This window comes from Flavobacterium sp., from assembly GCF_027531905.1.
Taxonomy (GTDB): domain Bacteria; phylum Bacteroidota; class Bacteroidia; order Flavobacteriales; family Flavobacteriaceae; genus Flavobacterium.
On record NZ_JAPZSU010000058.1, the window covers coordinates 1 to 22,721 of the forward strand.

Below are 22,721 nucleotides of genomic sequence, written 5' to 3' on the forward strand. Positions count from 1 at the left end.
TTTAGACGAGTACAGCTATCGATTAAACAGGTCAATACACAAGCAAACCATATTTGACAATCTAATTAAAAGAATGATTAATCAAAAGCCTATTGGTTTACAAACAATTAAAACAAGTAGATAACTTTACAGCTCTAAAAATGTATTTCAAAGTTCTAGTGACTACCCAAGCATAGCCTAAACCAAGGGTAAAAATTAAAATCAAAAGATTGGTAATTCCTAAGGTAAGGAAATCTCCACCAGTAGCTGTTGAAGTCAATTGCAATTCTTTGTCGTCTTTGTGTAAACTTAAATTGGAAACATAATAATCAAATAAGTCTTTTTGCCACCAAAACATATAAATTCCAAGTGTAAAAACAGTTAATAAATACCCTTTTATGTTTAGAAACAAATAGTCTGCACCATCTCCATTATAACTAAATTCGGCATCACCAAAGCGAATGTTACCAATAATATATCGTCTCATGTTAATAGTCAGCCATGAACTATAAATTGTTAATGTTACGATAGTCAAAAGAATCCATTTGAAGAAATTTAATGTTAATTCTTTGCGATCGCCTCTATAACCAAATCGAATACCTCTCCAAGAAGTTCGAGACATTCTATAACGGTAAGACCCATGAATGGCCAAGGGTAAAAGCGCCAAAAAACCTAAATAGAAAATGATTAGACCAACAGCAGGAATTTCTAAGTGAACAAATAAAAATAACATACCATAAAGCGATCCGAAAATCAATAAGGCTTTTATAAAACCTTTAAACATTTCTTTTCCGGTACCGTGAAAGGCGAATGAATCTCCATTAAGCTGCGTTTCTCCATAAAGATAATTGAGTTGTTTGGCTTTGGCCCAAGGGTAATAAAGACCTAGTGTAATTAAGGTTAAAAGCCAATTAACGATAATGACGCTAAAAAAATCACTGCCTTTTCCGGTGTAGGCCAACTGATACTCGTGTTTTTGTGTTACTGTTTCTTCCATAAACGATTTGATTAGTTTTTTGGTTATAAAAATAATTTTCTAAATATATTATTTTTTAAATTAATGGAAGTATCAATTTTTCTTATTGAATTATCAATCATAAAAATGTTAAGAAGTATGACAAAAACTTTTTAAAGTAATACATTTGCAGTTAATTTAGACAAAATCAATATAACAATGATACAAGTTTCTGAAGCAGCTAGTAAAAAAATTATCGAGATGATGAAAGACGATGGTTTTGATGCTACCAATGATTACGTTAGAGTCGGCGTTAAATCAGGTGGTTGTTCAGGATTATCTTATGATTTAACCTTCGATAAAGTAATAGGAGAAAACGATAAAGTTTTTGAAGATAACCATGTAAAAATAGCAGTCGAAAAAAAATCGTTTCTGTATTTAGCGGGAACTATTTTAGAATTTTCTGGAGGATTAAACGGAAAAGGATTTGTTTTTAATAATCCAAACGCACAAAGAACCTGTGGATGTGGGGAATCTTTTTCTCTATAAATAAAAAAATATGAGCAAATATACCGAGGACGATTTAAAGATCGAACTAGAAAATAAAGAATACGAATACGGATTTTACACCAATTTGGATGCTGAAACGTTTCCAATTGGTTTAAATGAAGATATTGTTCGTGCCATTTCTAAAAAGAAAGAAGAGCCACAATGGATGACCGATTGGCGCATTGAAGCTTTTCGTGCTTGGCAAGAAATGATCGAACCAGAATGGGCGAATGTACATTATGAAAAACCAGATTTTCAAGCCATTTCCTATTATTCTGCACCAAAAGCTGTAGATCCAAACAAAACATTAGATGATGTGGATCCTGAACTTTTAGAAATGTACAAAAAGTTAGGTATCTCTGCGGATGAGCAAAAAATGATGAACAATGTGGCTATGGATATCGTAGTTGATTCAGTATCAGTAGCTACAACCTTTAAGAAAACATTAGGTGAAAAAGGAATTATCTTTTGTTCAATTTCAGAAGCCATCAAAGAACATCCAGAATTAGTTCGTAAGTATTTAGGAACAGTTGTGCCACAAAAAGATAATTTTTATGCTGCATTGAATTCGGCGGTTTTCTCAGACGGTTCTTTTTGTTATATACCAAAAGGAGTGCATTGTCCGATGGAATTATCTACGTATTTCCGAATTAACCAAGCTGGAACAGGACAATTTGAGCGCACCTTGGTCATTGCTGATGAAGGGAGTTATGTTTCTTATCTAGAAGGTTGTACGGCTCCAAGTCGTGACGAGAATCAATTGCACGCGGCTGTGGTAGAATTAATTGCTTTGGATAATGCAGAAATTAAATATTCAACTGTTCAAAATTGGTTCCCAGGAAATAAAGAAGGAAAAGGCGGGGTATATAATTTTGTAACCAAAAGAGGATTATGCGAAACCAATGCTAAAATATCTTGGACTCAAGTAGAAACAGGATCTGCTGTAACTTGGAAATATCCATCTTGTGTATTAAAAGGAGATAATTCAGTAGGAGAATTCTATTCAATTGCAGTAACCAACAATTTCCAACAAGCCGATACGGGAACTAAGATGATTCATTTGGGAAAAAATACCAAATCGACTATTATTTCTAAAGGTATTTCGGCAGGAAAATCACAAAACAGTTATAGAGGTTTGGTACAGATTAGCCCAAGAGCCGAAAACGCTCGTAATTTTTCGCAATGCGATTCTTTATTAATGGGTAATAATTGCGGTGCTCATACTTTTCCATATATCGAAAGTAAAAATCCAACAGCAAAAATAGAACACGAGGCTACAACAAGTAAAATTGGAGAAGATCAGGTGTTTTATTGCAACCAAAGAGGTATTCCAACCGAAAAAGCCATCGCTTTAATCGTAAACGGATTTAGCAAAGACGTTTTGAACAAATTACCGATGGAGTTTGCTGTGGAAGCCCAAAAATTATTGGAAATAAGTTTAGAAGGTTCTGTGGGGTAATTTTTTATAAATTTACAAAAGCATTATTTAATTCAGATTGTTATGGAACTCATTTTAAAAAACGTTAAGAAAAAAGATTTTCCAGTCTTGAAATCATTGGCAAAATCATTAGGTTTTGAAATCGTTCAAGAAGTAGAAAAACCTTATAATCCAGAATTTGTAAAAGAAATATTGGAGGCTGAACAGAGTATTAAAGAAGGGAAAGGAGTTAGGATGACAATGGAGGAATTGAAAGAATTATGCAAATAGAATTTTCAAGGAAAGCCAAAGAAGATTTGAATTTTTGGGTAAAATCAGGTAATAAATCGGTATTGAATAAAATATATTCCTTGATTGAAGATATTCAATTGCATCCATACGAAGGCCTAGGAAAACCAGAGCAATTAAAGCACCAACTTTCGGGAAGGTGGTCCAGAAGAATAAATAAAGAACATAGAATTATTTATAAAGTTACAGAAGAAAATACAATAGAAATCCTTGATATATTATCGTTAAAAGGACACTACGAATAAAAACAAAACAACTCATGTTATCAATAAAAAATTTACACGCCTCAATAGGCGACAAAGAAATATTAAAGGGAATCAACCTTGAGGTAAAAGCTGGCGAAGTACATGCGATTATGGGACCTAACGGTGCTGGAAAAAGTACACTTTCTGCCATTATTGCTGGAAATGAAAACTACGAAGTAACCCAGGGCGAAATTATCTTAGACAACGAAGATATTGCAGAATTAGGACCAGAAGAAAGAGCGCACAAAGGGGTGTTTCTTTCGTTTCAATACCCAGTGGAGATTCCAGGAGTTTCTGTAACCAATTTTATGCGTACGGCTATCAACGAAACGCGCAAAGCCAATGGAAAAGAAGAAATGCCAGCCAACGAAATGTTGAAGGTGATTCGTGAAAAGTCAGAATTGTTAGAAATTGACCGTAAGTTTTTATCTCGTTCACTTAACGAAGGTTTTTCTGGAGGAGAGAAAAAACGTAACGAGATTTTTCAAATGGCCATGTTAGAGCCAAAATTAGCTATTCTAGACGAAACAGATTCTGGTTTGGATATTGATGCCCTTCGAATTGTAGCGAATGGTGTAAACAAGCTAAAAAGCGACAAAAACGCCATTGTTGTGATTACGCATTACCAACGTTTATTAGATTATATCGTTCCTGACTTTGTACACGTTTTATACAATGGTAAAATTGTAAAATCTGGTACCAAAGAATTGGCCTATGAGCTAGAAGAAAAAGGATACGACTGGATCAAACAAGAACAAGAAGCGTAAAAAATGTTTGTAGTTTATCGTTTATTGTTGCCTTAAGGAACAATAAACCTAAAACCATAAACCATAAACAGTAAAACTATGTTAAGAGAAAAATTAGTATCGTCCTTTATGGCTTTCGAAGAAAAGATTGATGTCCAAACGGATCTTCATGATATTCGTACTGCCGCCATAAAGAACTTTGAAAATAAAGGTTTTCCAACCAAAAAAGAGGAAGCTTGGAAGTATACATCCTTAAATGCTATTCTAAAAAATGACTTTAGTGTTTTCCCTAAAACTGAAAATACGATTGAATATAGAGATGTAAAAAAATATTTTTTGCACGAAATAGATAGTTATAAAGTGGTTTTTGTAGACGGAGTTTTTAGCTCGAATTTGTCCTCAACTACCCATGATGGAATTGATGTTTGTTTGATGTCATCGGCATTAAACAAGCCTAAATATAAAATGGTTATTGATACCTATTTTAATCAAATTGCTAGTAAAGACGAGTCATTGACTTCTTTAAATACGGCATTTGCTAATGAAGGTGCTTATATCAACATTCCAAAAAGTAAAGTAGCAGATAAGCCTATCGAAATCATGTATTTTTCTACGGGTTCTGAAAAAGCTTTGTTGGTTCAGCCACGTAATTTGGTGATTGTAGGTGAGAATTCGCATGTGCAAATCATTGAAAGACACCAATGTTTGAATGATAATGCGGTATTGACCAATTCAGTTACCGAAATTTTTGCTGCAAAACGTGCTATTGTGGATTACTATAAAATTCAAAATGATGCTGCCGAAGCGAACCTAATTGATAATACCTACGTTTCTCAAAAACAAGAAAGTCATGTCTCTGTACAAACCTTTTCATTTGGAGGAAACTTAACCAGAAACAATTTGAACTTTTATCATTTTGGCGAACGTCTTACCAGTACGCTAAACGGAATTACGATAATAGGAGAGAAGCAACACGTTGATCACTATACTTTAGTAAACCACGCAACGCCAAACTGCGAAAGTTTTCAAGATTACAAAGGAATATTTTCAGATAGAGCGACAGGTGTTTTTAATGGGAAAGTTTTTGTAGAAAAAGAAGCTCAGAAAACCAATGCTTTCCAAAAAAGCAACAATATTTTGTTGAGTGATAAAGCCACTATCAATGCCAAACCACAGTTAGAAATTTTTGCTGACGATGTAAAATGTTCTCACGGTTGTACGGTGGGTCAATTGGATGAAACGGCTTTGTTTTATATGCAACAACGTGGAATTCCTAAGAAAGAAGCCAAAGCATTATTGATGTACGCTTTCTCAAATGCAGTAATCGAAAACATCAAAATCCCGGAACTTAAAAAACGAATTACCGCTATTATAGCTGATAAATTAGGCGTGAAATTAGGGTTTGATTTGTAGTTTTAAAAAAGTTTCTAATAAAATAAATATAGGGCATGAAGTCTAACAAAGACTTTGTGCCCTTTGTGTATTTATCCACTATCAAAAATTAGTATATTTGAGGTATTAATTTGCATTCTTATGGAAACAATTATTACAGACATCAACAGTTTAGATCTTTCCAAATCCTACACGTATGCGGATTACCTTACTTGGAATTTTAAGGAAAGATTAGAAATTTTGAAGGGGAAAATTTTCAAAATGAGTCCTGCTCCAAGCAGAATACATCAGGAAGTCTCATTTCAGTTATCCTTAGTTTTTGGAAATTTTTTCAAGAAAACACCTTGTAACGTTTACGTTGCTCCATTTGATGTGCGATTAAAAAACTTCAAAAAAAGCTCCTCAGATAAAGAAATTACAACCGTATTCCAACCTGACATTTGTGTTATTTGCGATAAGGAAAAATTAGACGATAGAGGATGTCTTGGTGCGCCAGATTTGATTATAGAAATTCTTTCGCCTGGCAATTCCAAAAAAGAAATGGATATTAAGTTTGATTTATATGAAGAAAACGGCGTTAAAGAGTATTGGATTGTAGAGCCGTATCAAAAATCAATTTTAATTTATACCCTGCAAAAAGGTACCTATATTGGCCTCAAGCCCATAGCCGAAGAAGGATTAGTACACAGTCCACTTTTTCCAGAATTGAGTTTTAATGTGGCTGATATTTTTGTGGATTAATTTAAATCCCCGAACTTAAAAAATTAATTGCCACTATTATGGCTGATAAATTAGGGTTTGATTTGTAAATCAAAATCTTAAGAAATATATCTTTTAAACCTCTCAAAATGGACTAAGTTTAACCCTAAACTTAGTCCTTTTTTTTTGATTCTTGAAGATTGTTTTGTAGTAATTTTTTTTGTAATATTATTGGGCTAAATCTTTTATAAAAATAAGTAATCGATGATCCCACAAGCAACTACAATTGATGAAGTGATACAATTGCTTCAAGAAATTATTCAACAAGCTATAACACAAAAATCGACCAAAGGGTATTTTGCGGTACTTTATCTCAAAGTCACACAAAAAGTAAAAGAAGGAATTCAAAACGGAACTTTCGAAAACGGCCCGAGAATGGAAAAGCTTGATGTAATTTTTGCCAATCGGTATATCAAAGCGTATTATCAATATCAGGCAAAGGAAGCTACGTCTAAATCTTGGGAAGCCGCTTTTGTAGCAGCAAATAAGTATTGGATCATTGTATTGCAGCATTTATTACTCGGAATGAACGCACACATCAACCTTGATTTAGGAATTGCAGCAGCTCAAGTAAGTCCAAAAGACGAAATCCATAGTTTGCAAAATGATTTCAATACGATCAACACTATTTTATCTTCTTTGGTGGCCGATGTTGAGAAGGATTTGACCGAAGTTTGGCCAATTTTAAAATGGATTCTTGAAAAAACAAAATCCATTGACACGTTTCTTATCGATTTTAGTATGCAAAAAGCTAGAGAAGGTGCTTGGAAATATGCTTTAGAATTAGCTCCTCTTGAGGGAAATGAGGCAGAGAAATCCATTACAATTAGAGATGGCAAAGTAGCTCAAAAAGCAAAATTGATTACCAATTTGGGCGGAATTCCTGTTTTTTTATTCAAAATTATGCGCCTGTTTGAGGTTGGAACTGTAGACCAAAAAATTAAAGATTTACAAAACTAATGGATATCATTTTGTCTCTTTTAAAGTTTTAATGATTTAATAAAAAATAACAAACCCGACAATTTTAGAAAGTTGTCGGGTTTGTGATTCAATAGGGTAGAGGTTACTTTTTAAAACTCCCAATCACACCCGCTAACAATTCATTGACATCATATTTTCCTTCATCGCTTAATCCCATTCTAACAATAACCAAATCCAAAGACGGAATAATAAACACCTTTTGTCCTTGGTAGCCATTGCAAGAGTACATATCTCGCGGCGCGGCAGGGAAATGACCACCTGCATTCAGCCAAAAGTGCGCTCCATAGCCTTCATCAGAACCATTGGTAGGTGTGCTTACATAATTTTCCCAATTAGGATCAAATACCTGATCACCGTTCCAGTTGCCTTTATGCAAATACAATAATCCAAATTTAGCCCAATCTCTTGCGGTAGCCCAACCATAAGACGATCCAACATAATTTCCAACCATATCGGTTTCGATTAGCATAGAATGCATTCCAATTCTATCAATCAATTGAGTGTACCAAAAATCCAAATACTCTTGATGGGTTTTGAACTGCTTACGCAAGATGTAAGACAACAAATTACTAGTTCCCGAGGAGTAATTCCAATGCGTATTGGGAGCGTAGGCGGCTGGTTTTTCGAGCTGTACACGTCCCATATCTTCGGCTATGAACAACATTTTGGTAGCATCGCATATTTTATCATAGGCTTCTTCCCATTCCAATCCAGAATTCATATGCAGCAAATCGTTGGTCGTGATTTTTTTTCGTTCATCCTTTTGCCATTCGGGAATTGGAGCGGGTTTGTTGATGTCGTATTTTCCTTGTTTTTGGAGTATTCCAAAAAGAGTAGCAGTGATACTTTTAGTCATAGACCATCCCAAAATTTTACTGTTTTTAGTAAATCCAGTATCGTATTTTTCGGCAATAATATGGTCTTTATAAATTACTAAAACCGCTCTTGATCTTTTTTTCTTTTGGCCTTTTGGATCGAAGGCATTGTTTACTGCGGCTGTTAGTTTTGAATAATCCACATTAGCAAAAACAGTGTCTTTGGGCTCATTATTTCCATAGGGAAAGGGCAAATTGTTTTTTGTAACCTTGCGTTTTGGTATTAAATAGGGTTTTGAAACATCAAAATCATCATTGATTAAGGTGGCCCCTAAACCTTCTCGATAAATCGCTTTTCTAGTTTTTAATCCGTAAACAGATGAAGTAGCGGTTTTGGCGTTGTCATCGATTTCATTTTTGGCAAGGTCAATCAGGTCAATATCGTTATCACCTTTTTCGATCATCTCTTGTGAGCGATAGTCAATAAAATGTCCTGAAGCCATACTTTTGGCCGAAAAACCAGAGATTAAATCGAGTTTAGGATAGGTGGTATAGCCAATATAACCCAAAACAAGCAAAAGAAGGATTCCGATACTTTTTATTATATTCTTCATAAAATGTTATTTTTAAGCAATGTAGTAAAAAGTAGGAAACCTTGTGTTGGGTTTTATTTTTTTCTTTCCTTGCTCAAATTACGAATGGTTTTAGCTATAAATGATGCCTATTTTGGTATTAAGTTTTATTAACAACTGTTTGGTAGAAAATAGTTTCAGTTTCACTACTTTTGTATTTAGAAAAATTCTAAATTAAGTCATGTTAGATCTTCAAAAAATAAGAGCCGATTTTCCAATCCTTTCTCAAAAAGTCAATGGAAAACCTTTGGTTTATTTCGATAACGGAGCGACATCGCAAAAGCCACAAGTAGTGATTGATGCGATTGCAAAGTATTACCAAGAAATCAACGCCAATATTCATCGTGGCGTACATACATTGAGCCAATTAGCTACAGATGCTTACGAATTGTCCAGAGGGAAAATACAACAACATATCAATGCCAAGCACGCCCACGAAGTATTGTTTACTCCAGGTACGACTCATGGCGTGAATTTGGTAGCGAATGGGTTTGCTTCTCTATTAAAATCAGGTGATGAGGTGTTGGTGTCCGCTTTAGAGCATCATAGTAATATTGTGCCTTGGCAAATGCTTTGCGAGAGAACAGGTGCTTCGCTAAAGGTTATTCCGATGAATGAAAAAGGAGAATTAATTTTGTCTGAATTTGATGAATTACTATCCGATAAAACCAAAATCGTTACGGTAAATCATATCTCTAACGCTTTAGGAACGATTAATCCTATAAAATACATCATTGACAAATCGCATGAATTTGGAGCGGCTGTTTTTATTGACGGAGCGCAAGCGGTGCCGCATTTGAAACCCGATGTGCAAGCCTTGGATTGCGATTTTTATGCTTTTTCGGGACATAAAATGTGTGGGCCAACAGGTACTGGAATTTTGTATGGAAAAGAAACTTGGTTAAATAAATTACCACCCTATCAAGGTGGAGGCGAAATGATAAAAGAGGTAACTTTTGAAAAAACCACTTATGCCGATTTGCCTCATAAATTCGAAGCAGGAACGCCGAATATTGCTGGAGGAATTGTCCTTGGAACTGCGGTAGATTATATGAATTCCATAGGTTTTGAAAACATTCAGGCCCAAGAGTTGGCACTTTTAGAATACGGTACACAACGCTTGTTAGAAATAGAAGGCTTGCGTATTTTTGGTACTTCAGAAAATAAAACTTCGGTGATTTCTTTTAATATAGACGGGATTCATCCGTATGATATTGGGACCATTATCGATAAATTAGGAATAGCTGTTCGAACGGGACACCATTGTGCCCAACCGATTATGAATTTCTTTGAAATTCCAGGAACGATTCGAGCGTCTTTTTCGTTTTATAATACCAAAGAAGAAATCGATAGCTTAGTGGAGGCGGTAAAAAAAGCCAAAATGATGCTGTCATAAACACCTAAAAAAGATGAAGTGGATTAGTCAATTGATTTTTATTTTTGTTATAATAAGTAGTTGTAAAAGTCAAAAAATCAATGATTTTAGTACTTCATCCATCACGTATACTGCGCAATCTAGAGGAGTATATTTGAGTGTTTGGGTCGAAAATCAAAAAGTTTGGGTCATCAAAGGTAGGAATGAAAAGCCCTATGAAGTTGTGCTGACCGCGCAAGAAATGAAAGAGCTTGAAAGTGTCTTTTCTGTATTGAATTTAGAAAAAGTACCTTCATTGAAAGCGCCAACAGCAAAGCGATTATATGATGGAGCAGCCATTGCCAACCTAGCCATTTCAGATGGAGGAAAGGCCTACATATCCAAAAGTTTTGACCACGGATTTCCCCCAAAAGAAATAGAAAAAATAGTAACCTTATTAGTTTCATATAGCGAAAAATAAGCATGAGTATCAAAGAAATACAAGACGAAATTGTAGATGAATTTTCAATGTTCGACGACTGGATGCAGCGTTACGAATACATTATTGAGTTAGGAAAAAATTTGCCTTTAATCGAAGAAGCTGCCAAAACCGATGATAATTTAATCAAAGGATGCCAGTCGAAAGTTTGGTTACAAGGCCAGCAAAAAGAGGATAAAATTGTATTCACTGCCGATAGTGATGCGATTTTGACGAAAGGCATAATCGCCATTTTAATTCGCGCATTCTCGAACCAGAAACCTGCTGATATCTTGAACGCAGAGATGGATTTTATTGATGAAATTGGGTTAAAAGAACATTTGTCTCCCACCAGAGCCAATGGCTTAGTTTCGATGATTAAAAACATCAAAATGTATGCTTTGGCGTTTGATTCTAAAAAATAGTGTATGAAAAAATTGATTTTATTTTTATTTTCTATCCTTGCGCACGCTCAAGAGAAGGATTCGGTTTCATTTTCTAAAATTCATTTTAGTTATAGTCAAACTAGCAATTTTGATCTAGATGAAAAAGGTATTTACGCTGATACTTCTTTGTTACAATTTCATTTTCCAAACTTGAAATATGAGTTGATTAAAGCGAGAGCTGATGATTCTCAAAAGACCGCTTTTATTGCTTATAAAACTTTGTCAAAAGATGATAAAAAAAAGATTAAATCAATTATTTATCATACTACACAACACATCGAGGGGGTTTATGATGTAAATCAAGATAGAACAATTTATACCATAACTAGATCTAGTAAAGAATTGGAACAAATTTTTCATTATTTAAATGAAAAATTTTATAAGTTCAAATACAAAATGATAGTAGACTACAAGAAAAAGAAAATAAATATAATTTATCCAAGTGTCTCCTATAAAAAAAATTTTAATGAAGTATTTAGAACTATTGTTTTTACTGATCCTTTTGAAATAAACGGATCTTATACTTTTCAAACCGAGGATAAATCATTCACTAATGAGGTGCAATTAAATAAAGAATTAAATAAAAGAATTGTACCTGATGAATTTTTTTCAAACAATAATTTTGGAGTTAAAAAAATCATTTCATTAGAAGACACAAAAACATTAATAAATTACTCCTATGAGTAAGTAAGTAACAAAAAAAATGACAGAAGAAATAAATACCGCCGAGTTAGGAGAAGCCATCGTAAAGAAATTAAAAACGATTTACGACCCAGAGATTCCAGTAGACATTTATGAATTGGGATTGATTTATGATGTAATGGTCAATACCGATTATGAAGTAAAAATCTTGATGACTTTAACTTCACCAAATTGCCCAGTGGCAGAAAGTTTACCAAGAGAAGTAGAAGAGAAAATCAAATCGATAGAGCACGTAAAAGATGCCGATGTAGAAATCACCTTCGACCCACCTTGGAGCAAGGATTTAATGAGCGAAGAAGCTAAATTAGAATTGGGAATGCTTTAATTAAAAAGTGCTCAGTGTTCAGTTTTTAGTATGCAGTTTTACTGACCACTAAGGACTGACCACTGACTACTAATTTAAAAAGATGGACGAAATAATTAATAAAGTAGCGAACAGTTCGTTACAAGTTTTTGATTTAGAAGATTATTGGCCTGTTGGTATTCGTTCTCAAATAGATATATCACAATGGCTAGTCGAAGGATTCTTACTCAAAGAAACAGAGTACAGACAAGCATTAAAGCAACACGATTGGACCCAATATCAAGGTCATTATGTGGCAGTATATTGTGGTACAGATGCTATTGTTCCTGCTTGGGCCTGCATATTGGCGGCTACTTATTTGGTGCCTTATGCCAAGAAAGTGGTATTGGGAACCGTTCCTGAACTTAACACAGCCTTGTATCTCGAGGTCCTAAATACGATAGATTATTCAGACTATTTGGATAAGGCAGTAATACTAAAGGGCTGTTCCAAAAAGCCCGTTCCAGAGAGTGCTTACATAGCCGCCATTCAAAAACTGCAACCTTTAGCCAAAAGCATTATGTATGGTGAGGCTTGTTCTGCAGTGCCTTTGTACAAAAGACCCAAAACGTAAATTTTTTTAGAAACCCCAGCAATGGGCATTTTCAGGAAGCAAAGTCCCGCTATCCGCTATAATCTTTTGTGCTGAACCCCAGCACAAAAGGATTTTCGCTGCACCCGAGCGATAGCGAACTGGCGAAGCAATCGGGGTTAGGGAGCTACAATTTTTCTTTTTGTTATGATTTTTAGGAGTTTATAACCATTTATTTTTCAGTGTTTTAATGGTTTTTACTACATTTGAGTAAGAACCTTAAAACCAAACGAAATGAGAGCCATTGTATTTACCTTGTTTTTGCTTTATTCCGTTACTGAAGCACAAGCACAAAACACCGAGAAAGAGCTAATCAAAAACACCGAGGCAGCCGTAAAGAACATCAATGATACTTTATCAAACGGTTGGCGTAAAAAAGGAAATATTGCATTTCTTTTTAGCCAATCCAACTTCAATAACTGGATTGCAGGAGGAGAGAATAACTTGTCTGGAAATTTAGGCATCAACTATGATTTCAACTACAAAAAAGACAAGCTAACTTGGGACAACAAAATCATTGCTTCTTACGGTTTATTACAAACCAAAAATGCCGATTTTGAGAAAAAAACCGACGACCGTTTCGAATTCAATTCTACGCTAGGGCAACACGCTTTTGGGAATTGGTACTACTCGTTGTTCCTGAATTTTAGAACTCAATTTACTCGCGGTTATATTTACGGAAAAGATGCTAATGGAGCCGAGATAAGAACCGAAAACACCAACTTTTTGTCTCCTGGGTATCTTACTTTTGGACCCGGTTTGTTCTGGAAAAAAGGAGACCATTTGCGTTTGAATTTTGCGCCATTAACCTCTAAAATGACCTTCGTAGACGATTTTTATACCTCCCAACCGGGTTATGTAGATGGCGCTTATTTTGGGGTAGATGCTAATAAAAGCTTGCGCTACGAATTGGGTTTTTATGCTTCGGCTTATTATAAATTCAACTTAATGACGAATGTATCGGCGGAAAATACGCTGAATCTTTACACCAATTATTTACAAGATCCTCAGAATGTAGATATCGATTATTCATTGGCTATCGTAATGAAAATTAATAGAGTTTTATCGGCCAATTTGAACTTTCAAGCCATTTATGACGATAATGCCTTTAAAGGATTTCAAACCCGACAAGTCTTTGGTTTGGGGGTGAATTATGGGTTTTAGGGAGTAGCGTTGTAACCCAAAAAACAATATGTTTCCATTTAGCCCCGGGAGAAGCGGCATCCTTTGTTGCCGGGGTTCGGCAACAAAGATATAGCGGATCACGGGACGATGCCAACAAGAAAGCCCGTTGCTGGCCGCTTCTAATCATAAAAAAAGCCCTTTTGAAATCAATCAAAAGGGCTTTTTTTATTCTTCTTCTTCCTTCTCAATAGCATCTTTATAATCTGGATACAAGAATTTGTTGTAAGGGAAGCGCGTGATGTGAATTTGTCGCACGGCTTCGTATACTCGTTCTCTAAATTCCTCGAAGTTTTCTTTATGAGTGGCCGAGATGAACAAGGCATTCTCGTGACCCACGCGACTCATCCAAGTTTGTTTCCACTCGTCGAGTGTGAAGTGACGCGGCGTTTTTTCGGTCATTAAATCGTCTTCGTCTATCGTTAAATGTTGGTAAGCATCGATTTTGTTGAAAACCATTATGGTAGGTTTGTCATTGGCTTTGATGTCCAACAAGGTTTGATTTACAGAGGCGATATGGTCTTCAAAATCAGGGTGCGAAATATCTACAATGTGCAATAATAAATCGGCTTCGCGTACTTCGTCTAGCGTACTTTTGAACGAATCGACCAATTGCGTAGGCAATTTTCGGATGAATCCAACGGTGTCTGAAAGCAAGAAAGGCAAGTTTTTGATGACCACTTTTCGAACAGTAGTGTCTAGGGTGGCAAACAATTTATTTTCTACAAAAACATCGCTTTTGCCCACCGCATTCATCAAGGTTGATTTGCCCACGTTGGTATATCCTACCAGCGCGACACGAACCATAGCACCGCGATTGCTGCGCTGAATACCCATTTGTTTGTCGATGGTTTTGATTTTATCTTTTAGCAACGAGATACGATCACGAACAATACGTCGGTCGGTTTCGATCTCGGTTTCCCCCGGACCACGCATCCCGATTCCTCCTTTTTGTCGTTCTAAGTGCGTCCATAAACCTGAAAGGCGAGGCAACAAATAGATGCATTGTGCCAATTCTACCTGCGTTCTGGCATAAGAAGTTTCGGCGCGTTGCGCAAAAATATCCAAGATTAAATTGGTACGGTCAAGGATTTTGCAGTCGATAATTTTGGAGATATTCTTTTGTTGCGAAGGCGTTAATTCGTCGTCAAAAATCAAGGTCGAAATGTCATTTTCTTTTACAAAAAGATGAATTTCGTCTATTTTACCTGTACCCAAAAACGTTTTGGGATTGGGTTTGTCCATTTTTTGCCAAAAGCGTTTTACCACTTGTCCACCAGCAGTAAAGGTCAAAAACTCTAATTCGTCAAGGTATTCACTCAGTTTGTCTTCACTTTGATTTTGAGTAACAATCCCGACGATAGCCGTTTTTTCGAAATTTATTTTTTCTTTTTCTAACATATCATCAAATAAGTCGCAAATTTAATCATTTGCTTTGTACTTCTGATGCTGTTCCGTTAAAAACCGACGTTGGTTCGTAAGTATAGGTTTTTACAGTTTTTATCATCCCGCTGTCTTCGATTAGGGAATAAGAGGCAGGATAATTTTGAGCATTGTATTTGAACGTTCCCGCTCGAACAATTGTGTTGGCAGTTGAGGTAAATTTTAATTCGTTATTAGGACTTATAAACGTAAACTCAAATTCCTCTTCTTGGAACGAAACCAAAGGAACAATCACTTGGTAATTGGGACCAAAAATATTTTTCACCATCAACAAATTCGCTGATTCTTTGTCATCATAACCAAAATACTTGATGGTCTTGTCGCCCAAAAGTCCGGTTTGTTTGGTTTGATTTTCTTTGTCGTAATAGAATTCGGTTTTATGAATGATTTGTTTGTTTCGGTCACGAACGGAACGGCGTACAACTTTTCCGTTTTCGACTACAAAATCTACTTCTTCCACAAAAAGTTGTTGGGTGGTACTTTTTTTGGTGACTTGCTTAATTCGGGAGCCGTCATAGGTATACGTTACGGTTTTGGTTACAAATTTACCGTCTTCGTCGTACTTTTTGGTAAACAAAATCAAGCGGTCTTCAGCGTCATAAGCGTAGCTAATTACTTCTTTCCAATTGCTTCCGTTGCGGTCTTTTACAGTGTGGTCGAGTAATCCTTTTTTGTTGTAAAAGAAACTTTGGGTCACATCCGAGGTTTTGATGGTGGTTAGTTTTCCGTTGTCAAAAGCATAGGTTTTGTTGACCATTTCACCACTTTTTAGGTTTCTAAAATTGGTCTTAACTACGGCAATTTGTTTTAATTGCAACGATTTGTCTAGGTTTTGACTTTGTATTCCATACGAAAAAGCCATCAGAGCGAAGGCCGCGAAATAGGTTTTCATTTTTGTTTAGTATTGATTTGGGACGACCAAAATACAAAAATGATTGTTGGTATACGTGATTTAGAAAATCATTTCTTTGTAGGTGCAATTGAGACAAAAATGCCTATAATTAATTACGATGCGGTGAAAAAAGAAATTATTCACCGCATTTTTGCGGTGAAAAAAGCATATATTTACCGCAAATTAGTTTTTTATGACTAAATACATCTACAATTATCCTAATTGGACAGCATTTACCTGGAAAGATAAAAACATAAATATTGTTTTTGGCGAAGTTCGCTTGATGCAAGGTAAAATTATTGGACAAATGAATGCGTTAGGTTTTTCTGAAAAAGAAGAAGCAAGACTTAATGCTTTAACTATGGATATAGTTAAATCATCGGAAATAGAAGGCGAATGGCTAAATTACGAACAAGTGCGTTCTTCTATTGCAAGACGTTTAGGAATAAACACCGCTGGACTTGTAACAAGTAACCGTCATATTGAAGGTATAGTTGAGATGATGCTTGATGCTACACAGCGATACAATCAACCGTTGACAGAAGAACGATTATTGGGATGGCATGCAGCTCTTTTCCCTGTTGGGTTTAGTGGTCCTTACAAAATCGAAGTAGGACGATATCGAACAGGAGAAATGCAAGTAGTTTCAGGAGCTATGGGTAAAGAGAAAGTGCATTATGAAGCGATAAAACCAGAAGGTGTTAAAGATGAAATGGACATTTTTTTGGATTGGTTTAATAATGACAATAGTCTGGATCTTGTGTTGAAAGCAGCTATAGCACATTTTTGGTTTATTATAATCCATCCTTTTGATGATGGAAACGGAAGGATAGCGAGAGCAATAACAGATATGTTACTAGCCCGCGCCGAAAATAGTACTGAACGATTTTATAGTATGTCAAACCAAATTTTAATAGAAAGAAAAGAATACTATAAAGTATTGCAAAAAGTACAATACAGTACAGGAGATATTACAGAATGGCTCGAATGGTTTTTAAATTGTTTGAAAAATGCTATGTTGGCTTCCGAAAATATTTCACAAAAAATATTATTAAAAGGTGAATTTTGGAAAAAGCATAAGCAAACACCAATCAATGAAAGGCAACGGTTACTACTAAACAAAATTTTGGATGGTTTTGAAGGAAAACTACAAACATCAAAATGGGCTAAAATAGCTAAAGTATCGACCGATACCGCATTAAGAGATATCAAAGACCTAATAGCTAAAGGTATTTTAAATCAAACCAATGAAGGTGGGAGAAATGCAAATTATGAATTAACTGATTTTAACCAATTGGGTGAAATTAAAACAAAATAGAATAAGAGTGCTAAGTTGTTACCTATTCTAGATTTTCAGCAGCCATTCTAATTCGAGCTGAAATATCAAACAATGCATTTCGTAGCATTTCTTTTTCTTCATCGGAAAATTCGCCGTGACCACCGTTACCATCTCTACCATTGAGTTTGTTGTACATCCAAGAACTCGATTTACCAAAATAGGTTTTAGCAATATCTGCCCAAGATATATCTAAAATTATATCATCTAATTGTTGTCTTGCTGTTTTTTTATCTGCTACTTTCATACTACTATATTTTATGAAACATAATTTTTCAAGTTAGCCGTCTAATAAATTGTAAAACAACTCTACTATTAAAACTCTTAACGTTTTAGAAGGATTATGTTTGGCATTTTTATAATTTCAAATTTGCTCAATCAATTCCTTTTCTTGGTCGGTTAATTCCATTTTATTGGTTTGATTTTACTTTGTAAATGTACTGCGAATATTCGCAGTAAACAAAATTATTTATATTCTACTAAGTTTGCTATTGGGTGATTTTATTATTCATTATTTATCCCCAAAAATTTGCACATCATCCACCATAAAAGCACCGTCTAATGCGGCATTTTTTCCCGAACCTGTGTACCGAAAGGCGACATTGACTTTGCCTTTGAACGCACTTAAATCTATGGCGCCCGAGCCGATGAATTGGTACCAAGGAGTAGCCTGTTTGGGGACTGTGGCTTTTAAGGGAGTCCAAGTGGCGGTGGCAATGTTTATGCCATCAAAATTGGTGGAAATAAAAACGTCTAAGGTATTCAAAGGCGAATCAACATCGAGATGATGTTGGGCTGAGCGGAAGGTCAAGATTTCATTGGTGTGAATATCTAAGTCGATTTTGGGAGAAATTAGCCAAGCCACATTCGAAACTACTTTGGTTCCCGAAATCGCAAACTCGGCGTACCCATTGCCATTGTAAACGGTGCCTTTCCACACGGGCGTTCCTTTTTGGGCTAAGTTCGTCCAGCCGGGTAAACTTAGATTGGTTTTATCGACTACTTTTTCAAAATCTTCTTTGAAGAAAGGTGTTATACTAGCACCTGTTAAGTTCACATCTTTTTCGGAACGGGCGATGAGTTGGTAATCGGTGCCAAATTTGGTCAAAATCCCTTTGACTTTTCCGCTTCCTTTTGGGACTGTTTTTGTGGCAAAATTGGCAAAGCTTGAGGTTCTAAAAATAACCTGATTCCCCAATTGGTCCATCAAATTCCAATTGGTGCTGCCACCGATATCTTCGCTTTCTTCATAGTATTTTCTTCCTACAGCATCGGTTGTAAATTGTACGTTTTGCAACTCGACCAAGGTGTTTAAGTTGGCGTCATTCAGTAATTCTGGAATGGTCGTAGCTTTGGTCAATTGCGATTCTTCGATAATGGTGCAGGAGGGGAACAGTACTTTTTTATAATCGTTTTGTGAAAGTCTTCCCACGCCACCTTCGTTATAGGAATTGACATATATAGCCCCAATTCTGAGTCCACCGTAATTAATGTCGGTATATTGATTTTTGAGTTTGAGGTAGACTTTGTTGCCCAATCGAAAATCGATGTACAAGTTGGTGGCATCGATAGGCACACTAAAACCAATGGCTGGCGAAGTAGGCGTGGCCAAGGTTTGAAAACTAATGGTTTTGAAAAAATTCCCGCCTTCGTCACTCGAAACCACATATGCTTCGATGCTATCGTCATAAGGGTATTGTGCTACAATCGCATTGGCTTTGGCTTTAACTTGAGCGACGGTTTGGTTGACTTTTAAATCGGGTTGGGTACATTCTAATTTTGGAATGTCAAAATCTTCTTGGGCACAATTAGTCAAGAAGAAGGAAAAGACAAAAAGGATTGAAAGAGAAGAAATATAACGTTTCATACTTTTTAATTTTAATGATGTGATTATAAATTCAGATAAAGGGAGACAAAATAATTGCGGCCATAGCCTTGGAAATATTTGTTGCCAAAATTGGGTGTCCCGCTTGAGGCATCTTGGTTGCGTTGTCTAAAATTGGCATTTCGGGCTTGTTCATAACCGCCTATTTGGTAATGGGTGTCCAAAAGATTAGTAATACTCATAAACAATCCAAGAGTTTTCCCTTTGATTCTCCACGTTTTTCCGCCAGTGAGATTGAGGAGTAGGATAGGGTCTAATTTTTCTTGGCGCAGTAATTCTTTGGCTCGTTCTTCTGTGGCTTCAGGAAAAGGAAAACCATTGGCTGGATTTCTGAAAAAAATAGCCGTTCTGGCAATGGGGGAAACGGAGATATAGGATTCGGTGATGTAGTTTATGTTGGTACCAATCCACCAATAATGAGGATTGCGATATTCTAATCCTGCACTATAGGCCTGTTGGGGTAAACCTGCTTGATGGTAATTTTTGAGGATGGCTTTTCCAAAATCAAAAACAGGATTCGAGTTGTCTACCGAGGCTTGGGCATCATTCGTTATGGTAACGTTGGGGTTGCTGGCATAAGTGTAGCGTCCGTAAGCGGCAGCTAAAGTTGTTTTGAGTGTGGCACTAATGGGATATTCAATACTTAGTTCTGCGCCATAATTTTGTTTGTGGAGTTGGGTAAGCGTTTGCCCCACAAAAGCATCGGTATTGGTGTAACCCGCTCCGTCATCGAAAATACCTTCGGCGTAGAAAAAAGAATTTTCGGTGGTGTTTTTTAGATAAGAATAATAGGCAGTTGCTCTTACTTTTATTATTGGTGTCCGATACAAATAGGTTGCTTCGATGCTGCTATGGGTTTCATTGGTAAGGCCGTTTACAATACTATTGTTCAAGCGGGCGTTGGGGAAAGTGTTTTGAATTGTTGGGGCTTTACTTAGGTGCGCAGCGTGTAATAAAACAGCTTGTTTTCCCGAAATCGAATAGGTCATTCCTGCTTTGAACCCAAAATTCTCGAAGTTGATTGAATTGCTTTTGCCCAAAGAATTGTTTTCATACTGTCCGTTTTTGTACAATCCTTCGCGTTGATACTTGGTCATTGAAAATTCCTGTCCAAGATAAAATTGCAGCTTTCGGAATCGGAATTGGAACTGGGTGAATGCTTGAATTACTTGCGCTCTTATAAAATAGTTATAGCCATAGGTATCGCCTTCGACTACTTGTCGGTTGGGATGATTCAAATCGGATTGGGCTTGATTACCGTTATAAAACGCATCGATGTCTTCAAAATAACTGCCGCCCAAAAGGTCGATTACTTTTTGATAGTGTTGTGTTTTTGAGGTTTTGAAATTCGTGCCAGCCGTTACCGCAACAGTTTCTGAAAGTTGAGAATTCAAAAGCGTATTCGCGGCTAGGACGGTTTCGTCGGCTCGGTCTTCATAGAGGATGTAGTTGCTTTTGGAAGGTTCGTAGCCAATGATGGTACCATTCGAATTTAAAATCGGTTGTTGATTGGCTCGATAGAGTGCCGACCAGTTGATTTGTGGATTTTCTAAAAAAGCTAACCGACTTTTTTCGGCATTCTCTTCATCGGGAATGAAAGCGCCTGAAAATTCGCCTTGGTCTTTTTCGTACAACGAAGTGTAATAGCTTGGCATTTTGCGATAATAAGTCGGGTCGGGATTGTTGGCATTTTGAAAATCAATGTTGCTGTTGCTGATGTTGCCCCATTGATAAAGTACTCCCGATTGTAGCTGTGTTTTGTCGTTGATTTTGAAATAATGGTTGAGCAAGAGTAGCGGTTCTTCTACGGTTTTGATTCTGGCGTTTCGTTTTTTGCCATTTTGAAAGCCCCAATAGGAATTGTAGCGCGACCCCATTAAATTAAATACTTCGGCGGTATTGGGAGCGGTTTTGGCTCTTGAGTTGGGCGTATAGATACCCGTGAAGTTGAGCGAATGTTGTTCGTTGAATTGTTTTTCGACGCTGATGAAAGCCGAGTTGCCGTCAAAATGAGTGCCTTCGAAATACGGATTTTCTCCGATTCGTTTGCCAGCCGAAACTACGAATGCCCAGCCTTTTTTGCTTACCCCAGAAGCATAGGTTGCCATCGCTCGCCAGTTGTAGGTGGTATTGGTTCCAGCAAAAGAAATTCGGGAACCCGAACGATAACTAGAGGCTCTGGTGCTGATGTGTTGTGCGCCCAAAAGTCCGCCAAAACTGTAGTCGAAAGCGGCGGTCCCAATGACGATTTCTTGGTTGCGCAGCACATCGTTGATGCCACCCCAATCGCCCCATTGCGGACGACCATCATATACTTTGTTCAATGTCAATCCATTTAGCAGTAAAGTGGCATTTTCGGCATCGAGTCCTCGAATCCTAAAACGGCTTTGTCCCCATTGAAAAGCGGCCGCTTGCTGGAACACATCCCGAGACGCTTGTAATAACGGTGCGGTACTTTCTGAACCATTAAAATCATCATTCAATTGCTCTTCGGATAGGGCGATGGTGGCGCTTTGTATTTCGGCCATTGGGTCTGTGGAGAGTGCAATAGTCCCTAAATCGGTGATGGTTTTGGGAGCAACGGTAACGGCTAATAATTGGTCTTTGTAGCCTTGACTGTGAAGCAGTACATAATAGGCGTTGGGCGGTAACTGGTCGAAAAGCACGGTTCCAGAAGCGGAGGTAAGTTGTAAAAAGCTAGTGTTTTGGACACTAACTACCACAGAGGGCAGCGCTTTTTGGGATTGGGCTTCGATTACTTTGAGGGTAAAACCAGCCGTGTTTTGTGCGTAATTTTTTTGAATGAATAATAGGCAACCAAGGGTAGATAATTTTTTCAGCATAGGCGTTTATAAAAAATAAAGTACTGCTCCATTGGAGGACCCAACAGAATGGAATCCTCCAATACAACAGTTTTGTGGAGTGCAACACTCCCATTAATTAATAAAACGTTTTTGGAAATTTGAGCACGAAACTCAAATGCGTTGCTTTAAAAAATGGTATTTAAAAGTGTGTTTTTATAAGTGACTGATAATCATTGATTACGTTTTATAAATGTAATAAAAAAACTATTAACTTGTACGATAACGATTGAAATTTTTTTTCTTGTGATGAAAAGCCAAAATTTCTCGTCTAGCCCTGATGGGAGCCTACCGTCTGGACACATCTTTTGATAGACCACAGATGACACAGATTGAACGGATTTAAACCAATAAATTTGTTGTCTTTTGAAAAAATGTGTTGAAAAAACATTAAGTTTATAAATAATATTTTTAATATACAACCAAAA

General features: G+C 36.5%; 24 protein-coding genes and 1 pseudogene. 18 read left to right on the top strand and 7 right to left on the bottom strand.

The window, feature by feature from the left end:
* Positions 1–124: pseudogene (locus tag O9307_RS13415) on the top strand (IS1595 family transposase); the annotation flags it as partial.
* On the opposite strand, the gene O9307_RS13420 reads toward O9307_RS13415, so the two are convergent.
* Positions 98–976 (bottom strand): DUF898 family protein, encoded by an 879-nt coding sequence (locus tag O9307_RS13420; protein ID WP_298300186.1) that lies wholly within the window; start codon positions 974–976, stop codon positions 98–100. The pseudogene O9307_RS13415 and the gene O9307_RS13420 overlap by 27 nt on opposite strands.
* A gap of 177 nt (positions 977–1,153) precedes the next feature.
* Here O9307_RS13420 and O9307_RS13425 point away from each other — a divergent pair, with 177 nt between their 5' ends.
* From O9307_RS13425 to O9307_RS13460, 8 genes are all read left to right on the top strand, one after another.
* Positions 1,154–1,483 carry an iron-sulfur cluster assembly accessory protein gene (locus tag O9307_RS13425; RefSeq protein WP_298300188.1) on the top strand — a complete coding sequence of 110 codons (330 nt, stop codon included), beginning with the start codon at positions 1,154–1,156 and terminating at the stop codon, positions 1,481–1,483.
* Between the two features lie 10 nt (positions 1,484–1,493).
* Positions 1,494–2,942, top strand: coding sequence for a Fe-S cluster assembly protein SufB (gene sufB, locus O9307_RS13430; RefSeq protein WP_298300190.1), 1,449 nt, complete (start codon positions 1,494–1,496; stop codon positions 2,940–2,942).
* A 42-nt stretch (positions 2,943–2,984) separates the two neighbouring features.
* A complete protein-coding gene (locus O9307_RS13435) occupies positions 2,985–3,191 on the top strand; it encodes a DUF2683 family protein (RefSeq protein WP_298300192.1) in 207 nt (68 codons plus the stop codon).
* The gene (locus O9307_RS13440) at positions 3,182–3,454 is read left to right on the top strand and encodes a Txe/YoeB family addiction module toxin (RefSeq protein WP_298300194.1); all 273 of its coding nucleotides are present in this window, start codon (positions 3,182–3,184) and stop codon (positions 3,452–3,454) included. Before O9307_RS13435 ends, O9307_RS13440 begins: the two co-directional genes overlap by 10 nt.
* Positions 3,455–3,468: 14 nt before the next feature.
* Positions 3,469–4,221: a Fe-S cluster assembly ATPase SufC gene (gene sufC, locus O9307_RS13445; RefSeq protein ID WP_298300196.1), complete on the top strand. Its 753-nt coding sequence runs from the start codon at positions 3,469–3,471 to the stop codon at positions 4,219–4,221.
* A gap of 78 nt (positions 4,222–4,299) precedes the next feature.
* Positions 4,300–5,613, top strand: a complete 1,314-nt coding sequence (gene sufD, locus O9307_RS13450) for a Fe-S cluster assembly protein SufD (protein ID WP_298300198.1) — start codon at positions 4,300–4,302, stop codon at positions 5,611–5,613.
* Positions 5,614–5,733: 120 nt separating this feature from the next.
* Entirely contained in the window at positions 5,734–6,333 is a 600-nt protein-coding gene (locus tag O9307_RS13455; RefSeq protein ID WP_298300200.1) for a Uma2 family endonuclease, read from the top strand.
* A 222-nt stretch (positions 6,334–6,555) separates the two neighbouring features.
* Positions 6,556–7,311, top strand: coding sequence for a DUF5995 family protein (locus O9307_RS13460; protein WP_298300202.1), 756 nt, complete (start codon positions 6,556–6,558; stop codon positions 7,309–7,311).
* 103 nt (positions 7,312–7,414) lie between these two features.
* Here the strand turns inward: O9307_RS13460 and O9307_RS13465 are convergent, their stop codons facing one another.
* Complete coding sequence (locus O9307_RS13465; protein ID WP_298300204.1) at positions 7,415–8,761, bottom strand: serine hydrolase; 1,347 nt, start codon at positions 8,759–8,761, stop codon at positions 7,415–7,417.
* Positions 8,762–8,960: 199 nt separating this feature from the next.
* On the opposite strand from O9307_RS13465, the gene O9307_RS13470 reads away from it, so the two are divergent.
* The 7 genes from O9307_RS13470 to O9307_RS13500 all read left to right on the top strand — a co-directional run bounded on the left by O9307_RS13470 (position 8,961) and on the right by O9307_RS13500 (position 13,858).
* Entirely contained in the window at positions 8,961–10,175 is a 1,215-nt protein-coding gene (locus O9307_RS13470; protein WP_298300206.1) for a cysteine desulfurase, read from the top strand.
* A 13-nt stretch (positions 10,176–10,188) separates the two neighbouring features.
* Positions 10,189–10,614 (top strand): hypothetical protein, encoded by a 426-nt coding sequence (locus tag O9307_RS13475; RefSeq protein ID WP_298300208.1) that lies wholly within the window; start codon positions 10,189–10,191, stop codon positions 10,612–10,614.
* 2 nt (positions 10,615–10,616) lie between these two features.
* Positions 10,617–11,036 (top strand): SufE family protein, encoded by a 420-nt coding sequence (locus O9307_RS13480; RefSeq protein WP_298300210.1) that lies wholly within the window; start codon positions 10,617–10,619, stop codon positions 11,034–11,036.
* A 3-nt stretch (positions 11,037–11,039) separates the two neighbouring features.
* The gene (locus O9307_RS13485; protein WP_298300212.1) at positions 11,040–11,744 is read left to right on the top strand and encodes a hypothetical protein; all 705 of its coding nucleotides are present in this window, start codon (positions 11,040–11,042) and stop codon (positions 11,742–11,744) included.
* Positions 11,745–11,760: 16 nt separating this feature from the next.
* Positions 11,761–12,084 (top strand): SUF system Fe-S cluster assembly protein, encoded by a 324-nt coding sequence (locus O9307_RS13490; protein WP_159688849.1) that lies wholly within the window; start codon positions 11,761–11,763, stop codon positions 12,082–12,084.
* A gap of 82 nt (positions 12,085–12,166) precedes the next feature.
* A complete protein-coding gene (locus O9307_RS13495) occupies positions 12,167–12,676 on the top strand; it encodes a DUF2480 family protein (protein WP_298300216.1) in 510 nt (169 codons plus the stop codon).
* 252 nt (positions 12,677–12,928) lie between these two features.
* The gene (locus tag O9307_RS13500) at positions 12,929–13,858 is read left to right on the top strand and encodes a DUF3078 domain-containing protein (protein ID WP_298300218.1); all 930 of its coding nucleotides are present in this window, start codon (positions 12,929–12,931) and stop codon (positions 13,856–13,858) included.
* Positions 13,859–14,044: 186 nt separating this feature from the next.
* Here the strand turns inward: O9307_RS13500 and hflX are convergent, their stop codons facing one another.
* Together hflX and O9307_RS13510 are read right to left on the bottom strand one after the other, a co-directional pair.
* Positions 14,045–15,277: a GTPase HflX gene (hflX, locus tag O9307_RS13505; protein ID WP_298300219.1), complete on the bottom strand. Its 1,233-nt coding sequence runs from the start codon at positions 15,275–15,277 to the stop codon at positions 14,045–14,047.
* A gap of 25 nt (positions 15,278–15,302) precedes the next feature.
* Positions 15,303–16,211 carry a hypothetical protein gene (locus O9307_RS13510; RefSeq protein WP_298300221.1) on the bottom strand — a complete coding sequence of 303 codons (909 nt, stop codon included), beginning with the start codon at positions 16,209–16,211 and terminating at the stop codon, positions 15,303–15,305.
* A gap of 39 nt (positions 16,212–16,250) precedes the next feature.
* Between O9307_RS13510 and O9307_RS13515 the strand changes: the two genes are divergently transcribed.
* Together O9307_RS13515 and O9307_RS13520 are read left to right on the top strand one after the other, a co-directional pair.
* Positions 16,251–16,412: a hypothetical protein gene (locus O9307_RS13515; protein WP_298300224.1), complete on the top strand. Its 162-nt coding sequence runs from the start codon at positions 16,251–16,253 to the stop codon at positions 16,410–16,412.
* Positions 16,405–17,529, top strand: coding sequence for a Fic family protein (locus O9307_RS13520; RefSeq protein WP_298300226.1), 1,125 nt, complete (start codon positions 16,405–16,407; stop codon positions 17,527–17,529). The genes O9307_RS13515 and O9307_RS13520 overlap by 8 nt, the downstream gene beginning before the upstream one ends.
* Positions 17,530–17,551: 22 nt before the next feature.
* On the opposite strand, the gene O9307_RS13525 is transcribed toward O9307_RS13520, so the two are convergent.
* From O9307_RS13525 to O9307_RS13535, 3 genes are all read right to left on the bottom strand, one after another.
* Positions 17,552–17,794, bottom strand: coding sequence for a DUF5053 domain-containing protein (locus O9307_RS13525; RefSeq protein ID WP_298300227.1), 243 nt, complete (start codon positions 17,792–17,794; stop codon positions 17,552–17,554).
* A gap of 264 nt (positions 17,795–18,058) precedes the next feature.
* Positions 18,059–19,414, bottom strand: coding sequence for a DUF5689 domain-containing protein (locus O9307_RS13530; RefSeq protein WP_298300229.1), 1,356 nt, complete (start codon positions 19,412–19,414; stop codon positions 18,059–18,061).
* A gap of 23 nt (positions 19,415–19,437) precedes the next feature.
* Positions 19,438–22,275: a TonB-dependent receptor plug domain-containing protein gene (locus O9307_RS13535; protein WP_298300231.1), complete on the bottom strand. Its 2,838-nt coding sequence runs from the start codon at positions 22,273–22,275 to the stop codon at positions 19,438–19,440.
* Positions 22,276–22,721: the final 446 nt, after the last annotated feature.

What these genes read in the sequence shown, in the direction of transcription:
- O9307_RS13490 (WP_159688849.1), top strand. Translation starts at nt 11,761, where the DNA reads ATGACAGAAGAAATAAATACCGCCGAGTTAGGAGAAGCCATCGTAAAG.
- O9307_RS13510 (WP_298300221.1), bottom strand. Translation starts at nt 16,211, where the DNA reads ATGAAAACCTATTTCGCGGCCTTCGCTCTGATGGCTTTTTCGTATGGA.
- O9307_RS13525 (WP_298300227.1), bottom strand. Translation starts at nt 17,794, where the DNA reads ATGAAAGTAGCAGATAAAAAAACAGCAAGACAACAATTAGATGATATA.
- O9307_RS13455 (WP_298300200.1), top strand. Translation starts at nt 5,734, where the DNA reads ATGGAAACAATTATTACAGACATCAACAGTTTAGATCTTTCCAAATCC.
- O9307_RS13475 (WP_298300208.1), top strand. Translation starts at nt 10,189, where the DNA reads ATGAAGTGGATTAGTCAATTGATTTTTATTTTTGTTATAATAAGTAGT.
- O9307_RS13515 (WP_298300224.1), top strand. Translation starts at nt 16,251, where the DNA reads ATGATTGTTGGTATACGTGATTTAGAAAATCATTTCTTTGTAGGTGCA.
- O9307_RS13435 (WP_298300192.1), top strand. Translation starts at nt 2,985, where the DNA reads ATGGAACTCATTTTAAAAAACGTTAAGAAAAAAGATTTTCCAGTCTTG.
- O9307_RS13530 (WP_298300229.1), bottom strand. Translation starts at nt 19,414, where the DNA reads ATGAAACGTTATATTTCTTCTCTTTCAATCCTTTTTGTCTTTTCCTTC.
- O9307_RS13500 (WP_298300218.1), top strand. Translation starts at nt 12,929, where the DNA reads ATGAGAGCCATTGTATTTACCTTGTTTTTGCTTTATTCCGTTACTGAA.
- O9307_RS13440 (WP_298300194.1), top strand. Translation starts at nt 3,182, where the DNA reads ATGCAAATAGAATTTTCAAGGAAAGCCAAAGAAGATTTGAATTTTTGG.
- O9307_RS13460 (WP_298300202.1), top strand. Translation starts at nt 6,556, where the DNA reads ATGATCCCACAAGCAACTACAATTGATGAAGTGATACAATTGCTTCAA.
- sufC (WP_298300196.1), top strand. Translation starts at nt 3,469, where the DNA reads ATGTTATCAATAAAAAATTTACACGCCTCAATAGGCGACAAAGAAATA.
- O9307_RS13520 (WP_298300226.1), top strand. Translation starts at nt 16,405, where the DNA reads ATGACTAAATACATCTACAATTATCCTAATTGGACAGCATTTACCTGG.
- O9307_RS13480 (WP_298300210.1), top strand. Translation starts at nt 10,617, where the DNA reads ATGAGTATCAAAGAAATACAAGACGAAATTGTAGATGAATTTTCAATG.
- O9307_RS13470 (WP_298300206.1), top strand. Translation starts at nt 8,961, where the DNA reads ATGTTAGATCTTCAAAAAATAAGAGCCGATTTTCCAATCCTTTCTCAA.
- sufD (WP_298300198.1), top strand. Translation starts at nt 4,300, where the DNA reads ATGTTAAGAGAAAAATTAGTATCGTCCTTTATGGCTTTCGAAGAAAAG.
- sufB (WP_298300190.1), top strand. Translation starts at nt 1,494, where the DNA reads ATGAGCAAATATACCGAGGACGATTTAAAGATCGAACTAGAAAATAAA.
- O9307_RS13495 (WP_298300216.1), top strand. Translation starts at nt 12,167, where the DNA reads ATGGACGAAATAATTAATAAAGTAGCGAACAGTTCGTTACAAGTTTTT.
- O9307_RS13535 (WP_298300231.1), bottom strand. Translation starts at nt 22,275, where the DNA reads ATGCTGAAAAAATTATCTACCCTTGGTTGCCTATTATTCATTCAAAAA.
- hflX (WP_298300219.1), bottom strand. Translation starts at nt 15,277, where the DNA reads ATGTTAGAAAAAGAAAAAATAAATTTCGAAAAAACGGCTATCGTCGGG.
- O9307_RS13425 (WP_298300188.1), top strand. Translation starts at nt 1,154, where the DNA reads ATGATACAAGTTTCTGAAGCAGCTAGTAAAAAAATTATCGAGATGATG.
- O9307_RS13465 (WP_298300204.1), bottom strand. Translation starts at nt 8,761, where the DNA reads ATGAAGAATATAATAAAAAGTATCGGAATCCTTCTTTTGCTTGTTTTG.
- O9307_RS13485 (WP_298300212.1), top strand. Translation starts at nt 11,040, where the DNA reads ATGAAAAAATTGATTTTATTTTTATTTTCTATCCTTGCGCACGCTCAA.
- O9307_RS13420 (WP_298300186.1), bottom strand. Translation starts at nt 976, where the DNA reads ATGGAAGAAACAGTAACACAAAAACACGAGTATCAGTTGGCCTACACC.